This is a genomic window from Methylomonas sp. BG-2 (assembly GCF_057766305.1).
Window position 1 is genome coordinate 15855 of record NZ_JBYMAP010000009.1, and the last position, 19189, is coordinate 35043.

Here is a 19189-nt window from a genome sequence, read left to right on the forward strand (position 1 = left end):
CGACGTTTTGACGTTCGCGGCGCCCCGCAAGCGGGGCCGCCTTCCGCGCCCGGAAGGCGGCCGGACCGAGCTGGATTGGCCCTAGCCGCGTTCGCTTTCCAGCAAATAGGTCAGCCACAACGACGACAATTTCTCCTGCACCGTGTTTTGCCGCAAGCGGGCATTCAGGTTCGGAAAGTCGACGTAATCCAGCGCTTGGTCCTGGTTGTAGCAGGAATACATAAAGCTTTCCTCGCCGGTTTCCGGATCGACGTGTTTGCACATGCACTGCGCGCAAACGCCTTTCATCATACATTGCATCGGCGAATTGATCGATCCAACCGCTTCGTGGCCTTCTTTCAGATAAGGCTTCAACACGCCGAAACGCGCGGCTTTTACGGCCGCCATCATCCGGTCGGAACCGATCACAATCAGATGCTCGACGTCCTGCAATTTCAACGCGGTGTCGCCTAGCTGGCCCTCCGCGTAAGCAATCATCGCTTCGACAATGTTGCCGACGAAGGTTTTGTCCTGTGGCCGGGTGACCGGAATCGCTTCGTTGCCCGGCAACTTGTCCACCGCCCAGACGATCACGTCGGAAGCTTCCTCGATTTCCGGCACCTTGAACAAATCGACGCGGTTGCGGTAACCGGCGAAGTACAAGACTTTATTGCCGGCGGCCCGCATCGCCTTGCCGATCGAGAACAGCACGGCATTGCCCAAACCGCCGCCGAGCAGCAACACGGTCTTGCCGGTCGGAATCTCGGTCGGCGCGCCGGTCACCCCCATCAATACCAGCGGATCGCCGGGCTTCCAGGTCGCGCACAGACGGCTGGAGCTGCCCATTTCCAATGCAATCAAGGATACCAGGCCTTTGTCCTTGTCAACCCAGGCGCCGGTCAAGGCTAGGCCCTCGGCGGCCAGGGCGGTGCCTTCGACCACCGGTGCCAAGGATTCGTAGTTCTGCACTCGGTAGAACTGGCCGGGTTCGAAGTTTTTCGCCGCCGCCGGCGCCTTGATGACCACTTCGATGATGGTCGGGGTCAGGCGGTTGACTTCAACGACGTGGGCCAGGAACAACGCGTCCAACTTGTCTTGCATCGCTCGCCAGGCCGCGTCGCGTTCGCCTTGTTTGCCGGCATCCAGCTTGGCGATGTCGTCGGCAAACAACTTGACGATATAGGGATAGCCGTCCTTGGCGCTGGCCATCGCTTTGACGACGTTGCCGGCATACACCGGATGGTTATCGCCGTAGAAGCTGATGTAGCGGCCTTCGCTTTGATACGACGTAAACGGCGCCGGCTTGCCGACCTTGACTTGCGCCTCGTCGGCCATCGGCACCAATTGCGCCTTGCCGTCCAGCCAGTCGGGTTCGTGGCGTTTGTAAAACTTGCCTTCCATCGCGAAAGTACGCGGGTGCTCGGATTGGTAGATCGTGTTCGGCGCGGTGCCGGCGGCGATGAACAGGCCGCGCAAGGCCACTTCCCGCTCGCCGACGGTGCGCCATTTACCTTCTTGCAATTCCAGTTTTTCGAAACGCACGGCTTTTAGATGGCCGAAGTCGTCGTTGATCGCTTCCAATGGACTCATGCCTTCGGCCAGATAAATGCCTTCCGATAGCGCTTCGTGGATTTCTTCGTGGTTTTGGCGGTAGGCCGGCGAATCCTTGATGCCTTTGCGGTAGAACATCGTCACGCCGCCCCATTGCTTCAGGAAGGGCAGGAAATTAGGCGTCTCGCCAGCCGCCGCAGCGCGGGCGCGTTCGGCTTCGATCACCCGGCCGTGGGCCAGGAATTCTTCCAGGATTTCCAGTTCTTCTTTGTCGTAGCGGCCGCGCACTTCGGCTTCGCCGTATTTGGCGACCAATTTGTCGTAGCGCTTGGTGATCTTGCTGACTTGCAATGGGTAGTACGCGAGCAATTCGGTCGCGGTATCGATCGCGGTCAATCCGCCGCCGATCACGCCGGCCGGCAGTCTGACCTGCAGGTTGGCCAACGAAGATTCCTTGGCCGCGCCGGTCAATTGCAAGCCCATCAAAAAGTCCGAGGCCTTGCGGATGCCGCGGGTCATGTTGTTTTTAAGGTCGATGATGGTCGGCTTGCCGGCGCCGCTGGCGATGGCAATGTGGTCGAAGCCCAAAGCCCAAGCCTCGTCGATGGTGACGGTGCCGCCGAAACGCACGCCGCCGTAACATTTGAAGGCGTTGCGGCGCAGCAGGGTCAGGTAGATCACTTTCAGGAAGTTCTTGTCCCAGCGCACGGTAATGCCGTATTCGGCGACGCCACCGAAGCCGAGCATCACCCGTTTGTCCAGGTCTTCATAAAGCGCCTGGAAATCAATGATCGGCAACGGCGGATGGTCGCGGTCGCCGGTCAGGTGCAAGGGCAGCGGTTCGATTTTCAACGCGTCGATACCGACCACGCCGAAACCTTCGTTCAATAAATAATGCGACAGCGTATAGCCGGCCGGCCCCATGCCGGCGACCAGCACGTTTTTGCCGTTGTAGGGCAGGGCGACCGGACGCTTGACGTTGAGCGGGTTCCAGCGGGTCAACAGGCTGTAAATCTCAAAACCCCAGGGCATGAACAACACGTCGGTCAACACGTTGGTTTCGATTTGCGGAATGTTGACGGCTTCGGTTTTTTGATAGATGCAGCCGCGCATGCAGTCGTTGCAAATCCGGTGGCCGGTGCCGGGGCACATCGGATTGTCGATGATGATCAATGCCAACGCGCCAATGTTGTCGCCCTGGCGCTTGACCACGTGCATCTCGGAGATTTTTTCCTCCAAAGGGCAGCCGGTCATTAACGAGCCCAAGTGGTTGGCCTTGAAAGTGCCGTCTTTTTTGTTCTTGATGCCTTTCGAGCAGGAGTCGTTGTCGCGGTCGTGGCAGTAAATGCAGTGGTCGATTTCGTACAGGGCCTGGCGCTGCTTGAAGCGTTTGTCGGTCAATGCAAAGCCGTCGCGGCGGCGGTGATGGTGGTCGTCGCAGGCCCAAACGTTGTAGCCGTCTTGCGCGACGCTGTCGTGCGCCACCAGGTTATCCAGATCGGTTTTTTCGGCAATCTTGAAGCTCAACCATTTTTCGACGATGGCTTGCAGTTCCGGTGCCTGCTTGGCCGCGAAGCTCCAGCGGCGGACGATGTCCAGCAGCGCGGCGGCGAAGGCGGCCGGACCGTCGCTGATGACGGCTTTGCTTAATATCGGCGAATCGGCGACGTGTTGTTTCAATTCGCTAATGTCGGCATCGCTAAGTTCGGCATTTTGAGTTAAACGCCATAGGTCGGCGCCCAGCTGGCTGACGGCCAGTTCCGGATCGGCGGCATGGAGCTCGGCTTTGCCGGTTGCCGCCAGCAGGGCATCCAATTGCGCGCCGAGTTCGGCGATGTCCCAGCCTTCGATAGTCTGGCCCTTAAACAGCTTGGCCAAATTGCCGACGATTTCGGTGCGGTAGGTGAACACGCTGTCGAACTCGCCGCGAATCTTGTCGATTTGTTGCTCGCGCACATCGCCGACGTTGAACAATTTCGCGACGAATGTGCCGACGAACGGCGCCAGTTTAACCAGCAGTTCCGAGATTTCCTCCGGCTTCATGCCCGCTCCGCCGTGGGCGCGGTAAGCCGCGACTTCCTTGAACAAGTCCGGGTCGTGCTGCTCGACCGACTGGTCGAACACGGTCATCAGGTCGTTCAGGCGCCGGCTATCGTAAAGGTCTTGATACTCAAAACCGGGGATGCCTAAGGTGAGTTGAGTCAGGTCGCGGGTGTTTAACTGTTTGGTCATCAAGTGTTTCCGTGATAGTTCGCTTGAAGTGGAAAATCGGGGTCTGACATGGCAGCCGTCGTCACGGTTGCGATACGGAACGCCCAGGGGCGTTCCGTGCGTGGAATGGTTTACGGCAGCTGATCGACCGCTTCATCTTTTTCGGGCGGCATCAGATCTTCCCGAGTCAATCCCAGGCTCAACGCCAACGAGCTGGCAATGTAAATCGAAGAGTAAGTGCCTTTGATGACGCCGATCAACATCGCGATCGCGAAGCCGTGTATGGTTTTTCCGCCCAGGAAGGCTAAGGCCAACAGGGTCAGGAATACCGTCAGCGAGGTCAGGATGGTACGGCTCAAGGTATCGTTCAAGGCCCGGTTGGTGATGTCGGCGATCGGTTCGCGGCGACTGGTGCGGACGGTTTCGCGAATCCGGTCGTAGACGACGATGGTATCGTTGATCGAGTAACCGATCAGCGCCAGAATCGCCGATAGCACGGTCATGTCGAATTCCCAGCCGAACACCGAGAAAAAGCCCATCGTAATGATGGTATCGTGGAACAGCGCGGCGATCGCGCCGACCGACAGCTTCCATTCGAAGCGAATGCTGACGTAGACCATGACGCCGACGAAGGCGAAGAACAGCGCCAAACCGCCGTCGTTGATCAATTCGTCGCCAACTTGCGGGCCGACGAATTCAACGCGGCGCAGCTCGCCGGCCTGGGTTTGGCTGCTGTTGGCGACGGACAGGACTTTCTCGCTGAGTTCCTTTTGGCTAATGTTTTCGATCGGCTTCAGGCGGATCAAAACGTCTTGCGAGCTGCCGAAGTTTTGCAGGTTGGCATCGGCGAAGCCTTGTTGTTCCAAGGTTGAACGCATTTTGTCGATGTCCACCGATTGGTTGTAATGCATTTCGTAAACGCTGCCGCCGGTGAAATCGATGCCCAAGTCCAGGCCCTTGACGAAAAACGAAATCAGCGAGATCAGGAATAGGGTGCCGGAGAAGAAATAAGCCAGCTTGCGCTTGCTGAGGAAGTCGATATGGCGTTCGGCGGTCATGACTAGGTTTCCGATAATTTGATGTGGGTGGCGGGCACCGGTGCCGGACGGCAACGGTGCCCGCGGGCGATAAGGCTGGGAATTGTACTATTTTCTCCAGAAAGTGGGAGTAAAAAGCACGATCAGCGTGATAATTTCCAAACGTCCGAGCAGCATGGCCAGCGAGCAAATCCAGGTTTGAAAATCGCCGAGACTCTGGTAGTTGGTGGCCGGGCCGACTTGGTTCAGGCCGGGGCCGGCATTATTGATGCACGCCAGGATTGCGCTGAGCGCCGAGATCGCATCCAGCCCTGAAAAAATCAGCGAGAAAGTCAGCACCACCACCGAGATGAAGTACATAAAGATAAAGGCCAGCACCGCGAAAATGATCTTGTTGGGTATCGGCATGTCACCGATCCGGATCGGATTAATGGCTCTGGGGTGCAGAATGCTGAACATTTCCCGGCTGGCCTGCTTCCAAAGCAGCAGTGTGCGAAACATTTTGATGCCGCCGCCGGTCGAGCCGGTGCAGCAGGTGACGCAGCTCAAGTACAGCATCCACCAAGGCACGAACGGCGGCCATTTATCGTAGTCGACGCTGGCGAATCCGCAGTCGGTCGCGATCGATACCAAGTTGAACGCCACGTGCCGCAAGCTTTCGAAAAAATCGGCATACACCCCGTTATCCCAAATGTACCAACTGCACAGCCAGATGCTAAACGCGACCACGGCCAACATCGGCAACACTTCGGCATCCTGCTTGTAGGGGCTCAGGCTTCGCAGGTGTGCGGCCTGATAGTGCAGCGCGAAGTTCATCGCCGAAATCAGCATGAACAGGATCAAGACCAGTTCGATGGCCGGCGAGTCGTAATAGCCGACACTGGCGTCGTGGGTGGAGAAACCGCCCAGGCCCATCGTCGCGAAGGCATGGCAAATGGCGTCGAACCAACCCATTCCGGCTATTTTGAGTGCGACAATGCAGGCCAGCGTGATGCCGGCGTAGACCAGCCACAGCAGGCGGGCGGTTTCGGTGATGCGGGGTGTGATTTTGCTGTCCTTGATCGGGCCGGCAATTTCGGCCTTATAGAGCTGCATGCCGCCGATACCCAACAGCGGCAAAATCGCCACCGCCAGCACGATGATACCGAGGCCGCCGATCCAGACCATTTCGTGCCGCCACAGATTCAGCGACGGTGCCAGCACGTCCAGGCCGACCAGCACCGTGGCGCCGGTGGTTGTAAAGCCGGAAACCGTTTCGAAGAAGGCGTCGGTAAACGACAGGCCGGGGATGCCCCAGAGTAACGGGAGTGTGGCCGCCGCCGACATCAATATCCAGAACGAGGCGACCAGCAGATAACCGTCACGGGTTTTGATGTCGCCGCGAAAGCGCATCGTCAGACCGGCCAGCACGCTGCCGAGGCCGATGTTCAACGACATGCCGCGTACGAAATGATCGGCCATGCCGTCGTCGAAGTAGAGCGAGGTGGCGATGGGCAGTGCGTAAGTCAGGCCGAAGACCATCAATATCAGGCCGAGTACGAATCCTAATGTACAAAAACGTTGCATAGTGCCCCGAGGTTGCCGGAATGGGAACGGATCGATAATGGGTTGCCGGGTGCTCTAGGTCTTGCGCGGCGCCGGGCGCGACCGCGAATTGTAGCAAACCTGGCGCGCGGCTAAAAATTCAATCGCCGCGAACGCCGCGCTGTCCACCGCGCGGGAAATTGCCGGCCGGCGTCGGCCAGGGTTGAAATCGTTCAAAAGTCGCTGTCTTTTCACTTTGAATGGCTTGCGCGGCGACCGGTATCGAGCAACCATCGCTCGAACTGATCCGCCGGCAACGGCGCGGTATACCAGTAGCCTTGAGCGTAGTCGCAGCCGGCCGCGGCCAGCAAGTCGCGCTGCCGCTCGGTTTCGACGCCTTCGGCGATGACCCGCATGCCTAGCGTGTGCGCCATCGCGATCATCGCCGCGCATAACACGCGGTCGTTCGCATTGCTGTCCAGGTTGCGGACGAAGCTGCGGTCGATTTTCAGGAAATCGATGTCGTAGCGCTTCAGATAGGCGAGCGACGAGTAGCCGGTGCCGAAGTCGTCAATCGCCACCTGGATGCCGGCGTCGCGAAACAGCTGCAGCTTTTCGGCGACGATGGGTTTGCCGCCCAAGGTCAGGCTCTCGGTGATTTCGATCGTGACGCTGTCGCCCGGCAAATCGGCATCGCGCAGAATTTGCAGCCAGTTCTTGTAAAAGGTTTGATCGGTCTGGAACTGCACCGGCGATTTGTTGACGCTGATTTGGAAGTCGGGACTAAAACGTTTCCGCCATTCGCCGACTTGCCGGATCGCGCTGCGGAAAACCCAGTCGCCGATATCCAGGATCAAGCCTTGTTCCTCGGCCAGCGCGATGAAAACATCCGGGCCGATCAGTCCGCGCTGCGGATGTTGCCAACGGATCAGCGCCTCCGCCTTGTGAACCGAGCCGTCGCTCAGGTCGACGATGGGTTGGTAGTGCAGTCTGAATTCGGCGTTGGTCAGGGCCTGGCGCAGGCCGTTGACGATGGTCAGCCGGTTCAGTGCCACCTCGCGCATGTCGGCGGTAAAGTAGCTGTAGCGATTGCGGCCCTGGTGCTTGGCATCGTACATGGCTTGATCCGCGTTCTTGCGCAAGTCGTCGAGCGCCTCGGCGTCGTCCGGATAAAAGGTGATGCCGATGCTGGCCGAAATGTAAAAAACCTCGCCTTCCAAATGAAAACTGGTCGCCAGTTTTTCCAGGATATGTTCGGCGATGCGCGAGGTAGCGCTCGGTGACTCGATGTCTTCAAGAATCACGGTAAACTCGTCGCCTCCCAAGCGCGCGACCGTGTCGGTGGCGCGCACGCTGCCGCTCAGGCGGCGGGCGGCTTCCTGAAGCAATTTATCGCCGATGTCGTGGCCCAGGGTATCGTTGACCTCCTTGAAGTGGTCCAGATCGATAAACATCAACGCCAGCGGAATACCGCTGCGCTGCGATTTCTTGACGGCTTGGCTGAGGTGTTCATGAAACATTCGGCGGTTGGGCAGGCCGGTCAGCGGATCGAAATTGGCCTGGGTCCAGATCAGTTCCTCGGCGCGCTTCTGTTCGGTGATGTCCGAGAACAGCGCGACGCGACGCCGCGGCGCGCCGGTTTCGTCGAAAATCGTATTGATGGTCAGCCATTCGGCAAAGATCTCGCCGTTTTTGCGTTTATTCCAGATTTCGCCTTGCCAGGCTCCGACGGTGTTCAAACGATGCCACATTTCCTGGTAAAAGTCGGCATCGTGGTGGCCGGATTTGAGCATGCGGGGTATTTTGCCGACCACTTCGTCCAGCCGATAGCCGGTCAATTCGGTGAAGGCCGGGTTGATGTTCAGGATGGCTCCATTCGCATCGGTCACCATCATCGCTTCGCCGCTGTTTTGATAGATCAGCGACGCCACCCGCATTTCCTCCTCGTTGCGCTTGCGTTCGGAAATGTCGCGTATGAAGGCGGCAAATTCCTTGCCCTGCGCGGTTTCGGCCACCGTGACGGACAACTCCACCGGAAAATGCCGGCCCTGCCTGTCGATCGCCAGGGTTTCGACACGCTTGTTCAAGCGATTGGCGCCGGATGCGTGAAAATGGCTCACGCCTTGGCGATGTCGCTGCCGGTGACTTGGCGGCACGATGGTTTCCACTAATTTGCGGCCCAGCGCTTGCTCGCGTGGCCATCCGAACAGAATTTCGGCTTGGCGGTTCCAGCCGCTGATGGCGCCGGTGTCATCCATCAGCACGATGGCGTCCAATGCGTTTTCGATGATCGCATCGAGCTTGCGTTGTTTTTCCAGAACCCGGTTTTCGCTGGCCAGCAGCGCCGCCTGATAGGTCAGCTCGGCAATCTTCGCCTGGTGCTGGCGCAATTCGTCCAGTTGTTCGTGAATGATTTGGTTGAGCAGGTCGACGTACTGACCTTCGGTGTGCTTGACCACGTCGTGCTCGCCGACGGTGGCCAGCATATCGCCGCGGCCGTCGACAACGACTAAGTGCCGGACGCCGCGATTCTGCATCAGTTGCACCGCGTCGATGACTAAGTGCTCGGGCGGTACGCTGAGCACCGGGCTGGTCATCGCGTCGCCGACCAGCATGTCGGCGGCTTGGCGGCGGTAGAGACGAACCATGTCGCGTTCGGTCAAGATCCCGACCGGCTTGATGCCGTCGACAATGATTGCGCAACTGGCGCGGCAGGCATGCATCCGAATCGCCGCGTCGCCAACCGTCGCGGTGCGGCGCAGCGATAACACGTTGGTGTCCATGATGCTGGCGATCGTGCGCAGTCCGACGAATTCCTCGATGCCGCTATGTCGGCGGAAATCGGTTTCGGTGACGATGCCGGTGAGCCGGCCGTCGCCGTCGACGACCGCCAGATGGCGAATCGCGTGCTGGATCAACAGATGAACCGCATCCCGGAAATCGGTGTCGGCCGGTGCGGTAATCAGCGGAGCCGCCATGAAATCGCCGACCGGCAACGTCAGGTCGGTGCCGTTGCCGAGCAATTTGACCATGTCGCGTTCGGTGACGATACCGAGCGGCATTTGCCGTTCGCCGACGATCAGCGAACTGATGCGCCGCCGCGCCATCAGGTCGGCGCAATCGGCTAGCGCCGTCTCGGGTGGGACTTGCACGACCTCCCTGGTCATCAATTCGGCAATGGTTTTTCGGTTCATCCTAATCTCGTGGGCTCTCCGCGGTGTCAGGCCCGGCCGAGCCCGGCGCTATTTTAAACCTTCCGCGCCGGATCGGGTTGTCACACAACCTTAAACAAACCTTCATTCCGCTGTCATACAGCCGCTTTAAGCTGGCGTCCGTCACATACAGGACCAGATACAACAGGAAAAACGGGTTTCCAACGCCGTGTGGCGGTCGCGGTCGACGCGCGCGGCAAAGCTGAGGGGGAAGGCCATGAAGCTGATTTATTCGATACACAAATACGACGTTTCGTTATTTACCTGGCTGAACGGAGTCGGTGCGCACGCCAATTTGGTCGGTGTTTGCCGGTCGATCTCCAAGACCGGCGACGGCTTGCTGTATGTGTTGCTGGCGGCCGGCTTGTACTGGGATCAGGGCGGTCACGACGTGTTGTTGCAAGCCCTTTTGCTGGCCTTTTTGCTGGAGCGTCCGATTTATTGGTTGCTCAAAAACGGCTTCAAACGCAACCGGCCGCAGCAGGCGTTGCGCGATTTTCGCAGCACGATCACGCCGTCCGACCAGTTTAGTTTTCCGTCCGGCCATACCTCGGCGGCCTTCATGGTCGCCACGCTGCTCGGTAATTTCCTGCCGGCGCTGATGCCGTTGCTGTACCTGTGGGCGGCGTCGGTGGGGTTCTCGCGGGTGGTGTTGGGCGTGCATTTCCCGACCGATACGTTGATGGGCGCTTTGCTGGGCGTCGCCATCGCGATTTTTAGCTTCAATCAGATCTTATTATGAAAATATTTTACGGGGTGCAGGGGACCGGTAACGGTCATATCACCCGCGCCAGAGTGATGGCCAAGGAACTTTACGCGGCCGGTTTCGAGGTGACTTTTCAATTCAGCGGCCGGCCGGCGGACAAGTATTTCGACATGGACGTGTTCAACGGTTACCAGCTGAAAGACGGCTTGACCTTCAACACGCACAAGGGTCAAGTCAGTTACGTCAAAACCGCGTTGCAAGCCAAGCCGATCCGCTTTGTCAAGGACATCGGCAGCTTGGACTTGAGCGGTTACGATCTGGTGATCAGCGACTTCGAGCCGGTGACGGCCTGGGCCGCCAAACGCCAGCGCAAGCCGGTGTTGGGGATAGGCCACCAGTACGCCTTTGGCCACAAGATTCCAAGGGCCGGCGGCGACCCCATCGCCGAGCAAGTGATGAAATACTTCGCGCCGGCGGACATCGGCGTCGGCCTGCATTGGCATCATTTCGGCCAGCCGATCTTGCCGCCCATCATCGAAACCCCGGCGTTTCCGCAAAGTGTGCAGGCCAACAAGATACTGGTGTATTTGCCGTTTGAAGACCTCGGCGAAGTCATCGCGCTACTGAGTCCGTTCGACAATTATCAATTTCACGTCTACGCGCCGGAGCCGATCGCCAGCGCCTACCCGCATATTCAGTGTAAACCGCTGTCGCGGCATGGCTTTCAAGCCGATTTGTACGACGCCGCCGGCATTATCAGTAATGCCGGCTTCGAGTTGGCCAGCGAATCCTTGCAATTGGGTAAGAAGATATTGGCCAAGCCCTTGCATGCCCAGATGGAGCAGATCTCCAACGCCGCCGCGCTGAAACAACTGGGTTACGGACACACCATGTATAACCTGGACGTGGCGGTGATTGAGGAGTGGTTGCGGCATCCGCACGCGGTGCACGTGACCTATCCGAATGTGGCCAAAATCATCGTCGATTGGCTCAAGGACGGCATGCCGGCGATGGACGCCGAATTCACCGAGCGGGTCTGGGAAAAGGTGGACGTGCTACAGGTCAGTTATTGATCCCGCCCTCAATCGTCGCCGTCGCCGGTGGCGCCGCTTTTTACTTGCTGAGACAACAAGGTTTGCGCGCCGGTCGTGACGATTTCCTCGCCGGCTTGCAGGCCGGCGGTCACGAAATAATCCGGACCGTCCGCCGCGTAATCTAGCAGCGGCCGCGCGCTGAACCGGTCGCCGGCCGATTTGACGAAGACCGTAGCTTGCCCCAAATGCCAGACCACGGCCGAGGCTGGAATCCGCACGCCCACCACGCCGGTTTCCGGCCCGGGCAGCCGGGCGGTGAGCGGCGCGCCGTAGGGCAGGCGGCAGGCCCGGCATAGCATGAAGTAACGGCGGCCCTGGCTGACCGGGTCCACTTGCGGCGCCGGGGCAATGGCTTCGGCGCTCAGTTCGGCCTTACCTTGGGTGTCGGCCTGAATGCGGGCCTTGCCGACCGCAAGATCGGCGGGCGCGTCCGCCGGCAAGGTGATTTGCAACAACTGGGCCTGACCGGCCAGCACTTGCTCGGCTTGCGGATGATTCGGACGGGTAAACCACTCGCTCAGCGTGGCGCCCCAGGTCAGACGGCTGGCGGCCGCGATTGCTTGTTGCTGGTAGCCGCTGGTCGCCAGGCCGGACTTGTCGGCCTGCCAGATCGCTTGTTGCTCCTGGAGACGACGGGTGGAGACGATGTCCTGCCGATGCAGGTCGCGGGTGCGGGCCAGATTGTGGGCCGATTCGTCGAACTTGGCGCGGGCGCTGTCCTGTTGGACTTGCGAGGCCAGAAATTGCTGGCGGATGGCCAACAGCGGCTCCGGATTCAGCACGGTACCGTAGGCCGCGAATTCGGAACGGCGCTGGGCGCTTTCCAGGCGCCGGCTGGCGATGCCGGCCAAGCGTTGGGCGGCCTGGTCCAGTGCCAATTCGGCTTCGGCCGGCGCCGAAGCCGGGGAGGTCTCCGCATCGTCGGCGTCGGGAGCGGCGCCGGCGGCCGGTACGATCAAGGCGGCCAGCAGGCCGGCCGGAATACGGAGATTGCGCATGATGTGATCGAGTGAGTGTCTGGGAAACCGGCCGATTCGACGCCGGCGCATCGCCGAAATTATAAGGGCGCGCGCGGTCGGCACCCTGAATTTTTTGTTGTGTAAAAAAAATAGCCCGTTATGCTGTGGGGCTACCGTTGGGCTTAACAGGATATTGTCATGAGTGAAACGCCAGAAAACTTGAAATACGCGGCCACCCACGAGTGGGCCAAGCTGGAGGATGCCAATCGGGTGCGGGTCGGCATTACCGATTTTGCCCAGTCTGAACTGGGCGACATCGTGTTCATCGGCTTGCCGGAAATCGGCCGGACCGTTGCCCAAGGCGAGCAATGCGCCGTGGTCGAATCGGTCAAAACCGCGTCCGATCTCTACAGCCCGGTCGGCGGTACCGTGGTCGCGATCAACGATAGCGTGGCCGACGCGCCGGAGCAGGTCAACGATGTGCCCTACGCCACATGGTTGTTTTGTGTGGAGGCCGCCGATCCCTCTGAATTGGACGGCCTGCTGGATGCCGCCGCCTACACCGCGCAAATCGAGGCTTAGGAAACGGCATGGCCAATCAAAACGCAAAAGGATTGAAGCGCTTGGTGAATGCCTGCTTCTTCTCGATCGCCGGCTTCAAGGCCACCTGGCAACATGAAGAAGCCTTTCGCCAGGAAGTCGCGTTGTTTCTGGTGACCACGCCGCTGGCGATCTGGCTGGGGCATACCCCGATCGAAAAAGCGTTGCTGATCGGCAGCGTGGTATTGGTGCTGCTGGTGGAGCTGCTGAACTCGGCGGTCGAGGCCGTCGTCGATAGAGTCGGTTTCGAGCACCACGAGTTGTCCGGCCGGGCCAAGGACATCGGCTCGGCAGCGGTGATGCTGTCGCTGATCTGGGCCGCCGCGACCTGGGCCCTGATCTTGTTGTGACGATAAGACCGGCCCGTCCGGTCTTATATCTTTCGCCTTGTACCCGGCGCCAACATCCGGTACCTTAGCGCCCGCCGAAAAACGTTATTACAAGGACAACAATGAGCGCACTTATCTGTGGATCGATGGCCTACGACACCATCATGGTGTTCCACGACCAATTCAAAAATCACATCCTGCCCGAGAAGCTTCATATCCTGAACGTCTCGTTTCTGGTGCCGGCCCTGCGGCGCGAATACGGCGGTTGCGCCGGCAATATCGCCTATAACCTGAACCTGCTGAACGAGGAAGCGCTGATTATGGCCACGGTCGGCCACGATTTCGAACCTTATGCCCAGTGGCTGAGCCAATGCGGTATTTCCAGCCGCTACATCAAGGTGCTGGACGACCATTACACCGGACAGGCGTACATCACCACCGACGTGGAAGACAATCAGATCACCGCCTTCCATCCCGGCGCTATGAATTTTTCCCACCTGAACAGCGTGCCGCTGGCTTCCGAGATCAGTATCGGTATCGTTTCGCCGGACGGCAAGCAAGGCATGCAGGATCACGCCGAGCAATTCGCCGAACTGGGGATTCCGTTTATCTTCGATCCCGGCCAGGGCATGCCGATGTTTAATGGCGAGGAATTGCTGAAATTGATGGATTTGGCCAATTACGCCACCTTCAACGATTACGAGTCCGAGTTGATGCAACAGCGTACCGGCTTGAGTCTGGAGCAGCTGGCCGAGCGGGTCGATGCGTTGGTGGTGACCTTGGGCGGCCATGGCTCGAAAATTTACACGCGCGGCGAAAGCATCGAGATACCGCCGGCCAATCCCAAGCAGGTCCTGGACCCGACCGGTTGCGGCGACGCCTTCCGGGCCGGTTTGTTGTTCGGTCTGATGAACGACTACGATTGGGACGTGACCGGCCGGATCGCCTCGTTGCTGGGCGCGATCAAGATCGAGCACAACGGCACCCAAAACCACACCTTCACACTGGCGGAATTCAAAGCCCGTTACGAACAAACCTTCGGATCGGCGTTTTGAGTTTATCTAAAACCCAAGCCTTGCTGGCCTTGATGGCCCGGCTGCGCGATCCGGACACGGGGTGCGCCTGGGACGTCAAGCAGGATTTTCGCAGCCTGATTCCCTACACGATAGAAGAAGCCTACGAAGTCGCCGACGCGATCGAACGCAACGATTACGACGATCTGCGCGGCGAACTCGGCGATTTGCTGCTGCAAGTGGTGTTTCACTCCCGAATTGCCGAAGAGCGCGGCTTGTTCGATTTCGAGCAAGTCGCCGGCGCGATCGGCGACAAACTGGTGCGCCGCCATCCCCACGTTTTCGCCGACGCCAAGTTCGATAGCGACGAACAGCGCCAGCAAGCCTGGGACGCCGCCAAGGCCGAGGAACGTCTCCAAAAGCGGCCGGCCGACGCGGATGAAAGCGTGTTGGCCGGCGTCGCCCAAAGTCTGCCGGCCTTGGTGCAATGCGAGAAAATTCAAAACCGCGCCGCCAGCCACGGTTTCGACTGGCCGGCCGTCGAACCGGTGTTCGACAAGGTTCGGGAAGAATTGCAAGAAGTCCATGAAGCCTGGCAATCCGGCGATCAAGCCCACATCCACGAGGAAGTCGGCGATTTGCTGCTGGTGGCGGTCAATCTGGCCCGCCATCTGAAAGTCAATCCGGAAATCGCGTTGCGCGAAGCCACCCGCAAATTCACCCGCCGCTTCAATTTCATCGAACGCGAGGTCAAGGCCAGCGGCCGGCAATTGCTGGATTGCGAACTGGCCGAGCTGGACGCGCTGTGGAACGAAGCCAAGCGCCGCTTGCCCACTCAATGAAGCCGCAATCCGGGATTATCGCCGCCGCGCTATTGTGGCTGGGCGCCTGGGCGGTTCAGCCGCTCCGGGCCGAAGTGCTGGGCACCATGTCGGACGACACGGTAGTGCCGCGGGCGCCGATTGAAGCCTCCGGTTCCGACGACCGCAGGATTGTTTACCGGGTCATTTGCACGCCGGAAGACCACGATCTACCGGATTGCGACCAATCCACCGTCGATGCCGGCAACGAGGTGGCTCCGGCTTCGACGAATGCGATTGCGGTGCCCGATTTGCCGGCCGATGCCGAGGACGCCGCCGAAGTAGAAAGCGCGACCGCCGAACCGGTGAAAGCCCACGCCGGAAAACGCGGCAAGTCTAAAAAAGCCGGTAAAAAAACCGCCGCTAAATCCAGCTCTGGCAAGAAACGGCATCGTTAGCCGCCGACTCGGACTTCAGGCCGCCTGGGCGTAGCCGCCGGCGGCGGTTTGCGGTTGCGGCGCGGCATCAAGAAGGCGCTGGCTGTCTTCCAGCCAGTGCACGATGTTCAAGCGGCCGGCCGCGTCCTCGACTAATGCCGTGCAGCTCTCCACCCAGTCGCCGCAATTGGCGTAAGTCTTGCCGAATTCCATATCGCTGATGTCGGCGTGGTGAATGTGGCCGCAGATGATGCCGTCCACCTTGCGCTTTTGGGCTTCCAGACTGAGGATGTGCTGGTAGTTGTCCATGAACGCGACGATATTCTTGACCTTGTGCTTCAAATACGCCGACAGCGACCAGTACTTGTAGCCCAAGCGGGCGCGGATCGCGTTGAACCAGCGGTTGATGTACAGCAACACTTCGTAAGCCTCGCCGCCGATGTAGGCCAAGCTTTTATTGTGGCAGACAATGCTGTCGAATTCGTCGCCGTGCAACACCAGAAAACGCCGGCCGTCCTGGGTCTTATGCACCGCGTTGAGTTGAATGTCGATGCCGTTGAAATGGGTGCCGGCGTGCTTGCGGAACATTTCGTCGTGGTTGCCGGGAATGTAGATGACCCGGGTGCCGGCCTTGGCTTTTTTGATGATGCGCTGCACGATGTCGTTATGCAGCGCCGGCCAGTAAAAGCCGCTGCGAAATTTCCAGCAATCGATGATGTCGCCGACCAGATACAGGTAGTCGGATTCGCTGTTGTCCAGAAAGTCCCGTAAATACTCGGCCTTGCAACCCTTGGTGCCGAGATGGGTATCGGAAATCCAGATCGAACGATAGTGCAATTTCATGGCACGCTCACCATAGCAGTTTGACATGGGTTCAGCATAAATCCGCTATATGACAGCTCGGTAAAGCTTGCGTGACAATTCGGTTAAGGTTATTTGGGCGGTCGATTTCGGTGTAGTGGGCTATGCTTTTTGGCGTGGCGCCAAGCCGGATCGCCTCCGCGATCGGCAGGGTCGTCTTTATCCGGATCGTCATCGTATCAGCCGAACCCGCGGAGTAGTCATGAGTACCGAATTCAACCTGTCAGACACCGAACTGCGCCAGATCGACGCTTACTGGCGCGCCTGCAATTACCTGGCCGCGGGGATGATTTACCTGCGCGATAATCCCTTGCTGCGCGAGCCGCTCAGACCCGAGCACATCAAGCGCCGTCTGCTCGGCCATTGGGGTTCCAGCCCCGGCTTGAGCTTTGCCTACGTGCATTTGAATCGGTTGATCAGGCAATACGACCAAAGCGTGTTGTTCATCGCCGGTCCCGGCCACGGCGCGCCGGGCGTGTTGGCGCCGGTTTACCTGGAAGGCACCTACAGCGAGATCTATCCGAACAAGGGCGAAGACGAAGAAGGCATGCGCCAGTTTTTCAAGGAATTCTCGTTTCCGGGCGGCATCGGCAGCCATTGCACGCCGGAAACGCCGGGCTCGATTCACGAGGGCGGCGAACTGGGCTACAGCATCTCCCACGCCTTCGGCGCGGCTTACGATAATCCGGATCTGCTGGTTGCGGCGGTGGTCGGCGACGGCGAAGCCGAGACCGCCGCGTTGGCGACCTCCTGGCATTCCAACAAATTCCTGAATCCGGCTCGCGACGGCGCGGTGCTGCCCATCCTGCATTTGAACGGCTACAAGATCAACAACCCGACCTTGCTGTCGCGCATCTCGCATCAAGAACTGGAAGATCTGTTCAAGGGTTATGGCTGGACCCCGTATTTCGTCGAAGGCGACGATCCGCTGACGATGCACCGGAAAATGGCCGAGACCCTGGAAACCTGCTTGCTGGCCATCCGCCGGATTCAACAAGACGCTCGCGGCGGCGGCGAAGTCGCGCGGCCGCGCTGGCCGATGATCGTGTTGCGCTCGCCCAAGGGCTGGACCGGTCCCAAATTGGTCGGCAACCGCAAAGTCGAAGGCTTCTGGCGCGCCCATCAGGTGCCGATGGCTGAAGTCCGGGAAAAGCCGGAACAGTTGGCGCAATTGGAGCAGTGGCTCAGAAGCTATAAACCCGAGGAATTGTTCGACGCTAACGGCGGCTTGATCCCGGAATTAAAAGCGCTGGCACCGAAAGGCCAGCGGCGGATGAGCGCGACGCCGCATGCCAACGGCGGGGTATTACGGCGGGCGTTGCGGATGCCGGATTTTCGGGATTACGCGGCGGCCTTGCCCGGCCCCGGCAAGATCACCGCCGAGAACACCCGGCCGCTCGGCCAGTTTCTGCGCGACATCATGGCCAACAATCCGCATAACTTCCGGGTGTTCGGCCCGGACGAAAACTCGTCCAACAAACTGGATGCGATCTACGCCGCCAGCAAGAAAACGTGGTTGGCCGACTATTTGCCGGAAGATGCCGACGGCGGCGAACTGTCGCCGGATGGCAGAGTAATGGAAATGCTGTCCGAGCATACGTTGGAAGGCTGGCTGGAAGGCTATTTGCTGACCGGCCGCCACGGCTTTTTCTCGACTTACGAAGCCTTCGTCCACGTCATCGATTCGATGTTCAACCAGCACGCCAAATGGCTGGCGATGATGAAGGCGGTGTCCTGGCGGGCGCCGGTGTCGTCGCTGAATCTGTTGATTACCTCCACGGTCTGGCGCCAGGACCATAACGGTTTCACTCACCAGGACCCCGGCTTTCTGGACGTCGTCGTCAACAAGAGCCCGGAAATCACCCGAATCTACCTGCCGCCGGACGTCAATTGCCTGTTGTCGGTCGCCAACCATTGCCTGAACAGCACCAACTACATTAACGTCATCGTCTGCGACAAGCAAAAACACTTGCAATACCTGGACATGGATGCCGCGATCAAGCATTGCACCAAGGGCATCGGCATCTGGGAATGGGCCAGCAACGACAACGGCAGCGAGCCGGACGCGGTGCTGGCCAGCGCCGGCGACATTCCAACCAAGGAAGCCCTGGCGGCGGTGGTTCTACTGCGCGAGCATTTCCCGGACCTGAAAATCCGCTTCGTCAACGTCGTCGATCTGTACAAACTGACGCCGGCCGCCGAGCATCCGCACGGCTTGAGCGACAAGGACTTCGACAGTCTGTTTACCGTCGACAAGCCGGTGATCTTCAACTTCCACGGCTACCCGTGGTTGATCCACCGCCTGACCTACCGCCGTACCAACCACAAAAACCTGCACGTGCGCGGCTACAAGGAAAAAGGTAGCATCAACACGCCGCTGGAATTGGCGATCCAAAACGAAATCGACCGCTTCAGCCTGGCCATCGACGTCATCGACCGTATCCCCGCGCTCCGAGTCGCCGGCGCCCACGTCAAGGAAAAACTCCGTGATCGCCAGATCGAATGCCGCAACTACGCCTACGAAAACGGCGTGGATTTGCCGGAAGCGGACAACTGGCTGTGGCCGTGATGGTTAGGTCGGCTTAACCGCACCCTGGTCCCGACCCGCGCAGGCGGGGCGGGCCAGGGTACAATTTCAGGCGTGGCGGAGGCGACCCGGGCCGTTGCCGAGGAAGACGGCATTTTTCCGCGTTTTTCGCCGAGACGTTCCCCGCCCGAAAAGGCAGCATCACACTGTGTTCCGATCCGCGTTCGCGGTCTTCACCCTCCTTCGTCGCCTCCTTTCCCATCGGTATGGGTTTGCGAACTCATCGCTTTCTCAAATCAAACATCGGTGAAGCCGATTCGAGGAGTGGTGATGGCCCGCCAATGGGAGG

14 protein-coding genes are annotated in these 19189 nt (G+C 59.4%); 8 read left to right on the forward strand and 6 right to left on the reverse strand.

Annotation, left to right across the window (positions count from 1 at the left end; genetic code table 11):
• Positions 1 to 81: 81 nt before the first annotated feature.
• The 4 genes from AC3B8H_RS01815 to AC3B8H_RS01830 all read right to left on the reverse strand — a co-directional run bounded on the left by AC3B8H_RS01815 (position 82) and on the right by AC3B8H_RS01830 (position 9496).
• On the reverse strand, positions 82 to 3762 hold the full coding sequence (locus AC3B8H_RS01815) for a pyridine nucleotide-disulfide oxidoreductase (RefSeq protein WP_488439906.1): 3681 nt from the start codon (positions 3760 to 3762) through the stop codon (positions 82 to 84).
• 110 nt (positions 3763 to 3872) lie between these two features.
• The gene (secF, locus tag AC3B8H_RS01820; protein WP_488439907.1) at positions 3873 to 4799 is read right to left on the reverse strand and encodes a protein translocase subunit SecF; all 927 of its coding nucleotides are present in this window, start codon (positions 4797 to 4799) and stop codon (positions 3873 to 3875) included.
• Between the two features lie 87 nt (positions 4800 to 4886).
• Positions 4887 to 6344 (reverse strand): TrkH family potassium uptake protein, encoded by a 1458-nt coding sequence (locus tag AC3B8H_RS01825; RefSeq protein ID WP_488439908.1) that lies wholly within the window; start codon positions 6342 to 6344, stop codon positions 4887 to 4889.
• 209 nt (positions 6345 to 6553) lie between these two features.
• On the reverse strand, positions 6554 to 9496 hold the full coding sequence (locus AC3B8H_RS01830) for an EAL domain-containing protein (protein WP_488439909.1): 2943 nt from the start codon (positions 9494 to 9496) through the stop codon (positions 6554 to 6556).
• Positions 9497 to 9731: 235 nt separating this feature from the next.
• Here AC3B8H_RS01830 and AC3B8H_RS01835 point away from each other — a divergent pair, with 235 nt between their 5' ends.
• Together AC3B8H_RS01835 and AC3B8H_RS01840 are read left to right on the forward strand one after the other, a co-directional pair.
• Entirely contained in the window at positions 9732 to 10256 is a 525-nt protein-coding gene (locus AC3B8H_RS01835; RefSeq protein ID WP_488439910.1) for a phosphatase PAP2 family protein, read from the forward strand.
• On the forward strand, positions 10253 to 11293 hold the full coding sequence (locus AC3B8H_RS01840; RefSeq protein ID WP_488439911.1) for an MJ1255/VC2487 family glycosyltransferase: 1041 nt from the start codon (positions 10253 to 10255) through the stop codon (positions 11291 to 11293). The genes AC3B8H_RS01835 and AC3B8H_RS01840 overlap by 4 nt, the downstream gene beginning before the upstream one ends.
• A gap of 8 nt (positions 11294 to 11301) precedes the next feature.
• Here AC3B8H_RS01840 and AC3B8H_RS01845 read toward each other — a convergent pair whose 3' ends face one another.
• Complete coding sequence (locus tag AC3B8H_RS01845) at positions 11302 to 12312, reverse strand: permuted SH3 domain-containing protein (RefSeq protein WP_488439912.1); 1011 nt, start codon at positions 12310 to 12312, stop codon at positions 11302 to 11304.
• A 159-nt stretch (positions 12313 to 12471) separates the two neighbouring features.
• Here AC3B8H_RS01845 and gcvH point away from each other — a divergent pair, with 159 nt between their 5' ends.
• The 5 genes from gcvH to AC3B8H_RS01870 all read left to right on the forward strand — a co-directional run bounded on the left by gcvH (position 12472) and on the right by AC3B8H_RS01870 (position 15473).
• Entirely contained in the window at positions 12472 to 12855 is a 384-nt protein-coding gene (gene gcvH / locus AC3B8H_RS01850; RefSeq protein ID WP_488439913.1) for a glycine cleavage system protein GcvH, read from the forward strand.
• An 8-nt stretch (positions 12856 to 12863) separates the two neighbouring features.
• The gene (locus tag AC3B8H_RS01855; protein WP_426991355.1) at positions 12864 to 13223 is read left to right on the forward strand and encodes a diacylglycerol kinase; all 360 of its coding nucleotides are present in this window, start codon (positions 12864 to 12866) and stop codon (positions 13221 to 13223) included.
• A 101-nt stretch (positions 13224 to 13324) separates the two neighbouring features.
• Entirely contained in the window at positions 13325 to 14257 is a 933-nt protein-coding gene (locus AC3B8H_RS01860) for a carbohydrate kinase family protein (protein ID WP_488439914.1), read from the forward strand.
• Positions 14254 to 15057 carry a nucleoside triphosphate pyrophosphohydrolase gene (gene mazG / locus AC3B8H_RS01865; protein WP_488439915.1) on the forward strand — a complete coding sequence of 268 codons (804 nt, stop codon included), beginning with the start codon at positions 14254 to 14256 and terminating at the stop codon, positions 15055 to 15057. Before AC3B8H_RS01860 ends, mazG begins: the two co-directional genes overlap by 4 nt.
• Positions 15054 to 15473, forward strand: coding sequence for a hypothetical protein (locus AC3B8H_RS01870; protein ID WP_488439916.1), 420 nt, complete (start codon positions 15054 to 15056; stop codon positions 15471 to 15473). Before mazG ends, AC3B8H_RS01870 begins: the two co-directional genes overlap by 4 nt.
• A 15-nt stretch (positions 15474 to 15488) precedes the next feature.
• Here AC3B8H_RS01870 and AC3B8H_RS01875 read toward each other — a convergent pair whose 3' ends face one another.
• The gene (locus AC3B8H_RS01875) at positions 15489 to 16295 is read right to left on the reverse strand and encodes a UDP-2,3-diacylglucosamine diphosphatase (RefSeq protein ID WP_488439917.1); all 807 of its coding nucleotides are present in this window, start codon (positions 16293 to 16295) and stop codon (positions 15489 to 15491) included.
• A gap of 220 nt (positions 16296 to 16515) precedes the next feature.
• Between AC3B8H_RS01875 and AC3B8H_RS01880 the strand changes: the two genes are divergently transcribed.
• Positions 16516 to 18882 carry a phosphoketolase family protein gene (locus AC3B8H_RS01880; RefSeq protein WP_488439918.1) on the forward strand — a complete coding sequence of 789 codons (2367 nt, stop codon included), beginning with the start codon at positions 16516 to 16518 and terminating at the stop codon, positions 18880 to 18882.
• The last annotated feature ends 307 nt before the right edge of the window (positions 18883 to 19189 follow it).

Coding starts and splice junctions, on each gene's coding strand:
- AC3B8H_RS01815 (WP_488439906.1), bottom strand. CDS start 3,762: ATGACCAAACAGTTAAACACCCGCGACCTGACTCAACTCACCTTAGGC.
- secF (WP_488439907.1), bottom strand. CDS start 4,799: ATGACCGCCGAACGCCATATCGACTTCCTCAGCAAGCGCAAGCTGGCT.
- AC3B8H_RS01825 (WP_488439908.1), bottom strand. CDS start 6,344: ATGCAACGTTTTTGTACATTAGGATTCGTACTCGGCCTGATATTGATG.
- AC3B8H_RS01830 (WP_488439909.1), bottom strand. CDS start 9,496: ATGAACCGAAAAACCATTGCCGAATTGATGACCAGGGAGGTCGTGCAA.
- AC3B8H_RS01835 (WP_488439910.1), top strand. CDS start 9,732: ATGAAGCTGATTTATTCGATACACAAATACGACGTTTCGTTATTTACC.
- AC3B8H_RS01840 (WP_488439911.1), top strand. CDS start 10,253: ATGAAAATATTTTACGGGGTGCAGGGGACCGGTAACGGTCATATCACC.
- AC3B8H_RS01845 (WP_488439912.1), bottom strand. CDS start 12,312: ATGCGCAATCTCCGTATTCCGGCCGGCCTGCTGGCCGCCTTGATCGTA.
- gcvH (WP_488439913.1), top strand. CDS start 12,472: ATGAGTGAAACGCCAGAAAACTTGAAATACGCGGCCACCCACGAGTGG.
- AC3B8H_RS01855 (WP_426991355.1), top strand. CDS start 12,864: ATGGCCAATCAAAACGCAAAAGGATTGAAGCGCTTGGTGAATGCCTGC.
- AC3B8H_RS01860 (WP_488439914.1), top strand. CDS start 13,325: ATGAGCGCACTTATCTGTGGATCGATGGCCTACGACACCATCATGGTG.
- AC3B8H_RS01870 (WP_488439916.1), top strand. CDS start 15,054: ATGAAGCCGCAATCCGGGATTATCGCCGCCGCGCTATTGTGGCTGGGC.
- AC3B8H_RS01875 (WP_488439917.1), bottom strand. CDS start 16,295: ATGAAATTGCACTATCGTTCGATCTGGATTTCCGATACCCATCTCGGC.
- AC3B8H_RS01880 (WP_488439918.1), top strand. CDS start 16,516: ATGAGTACCGAATTCAACCTGTCAGACACCGAACTGCGCCAGATCGAC.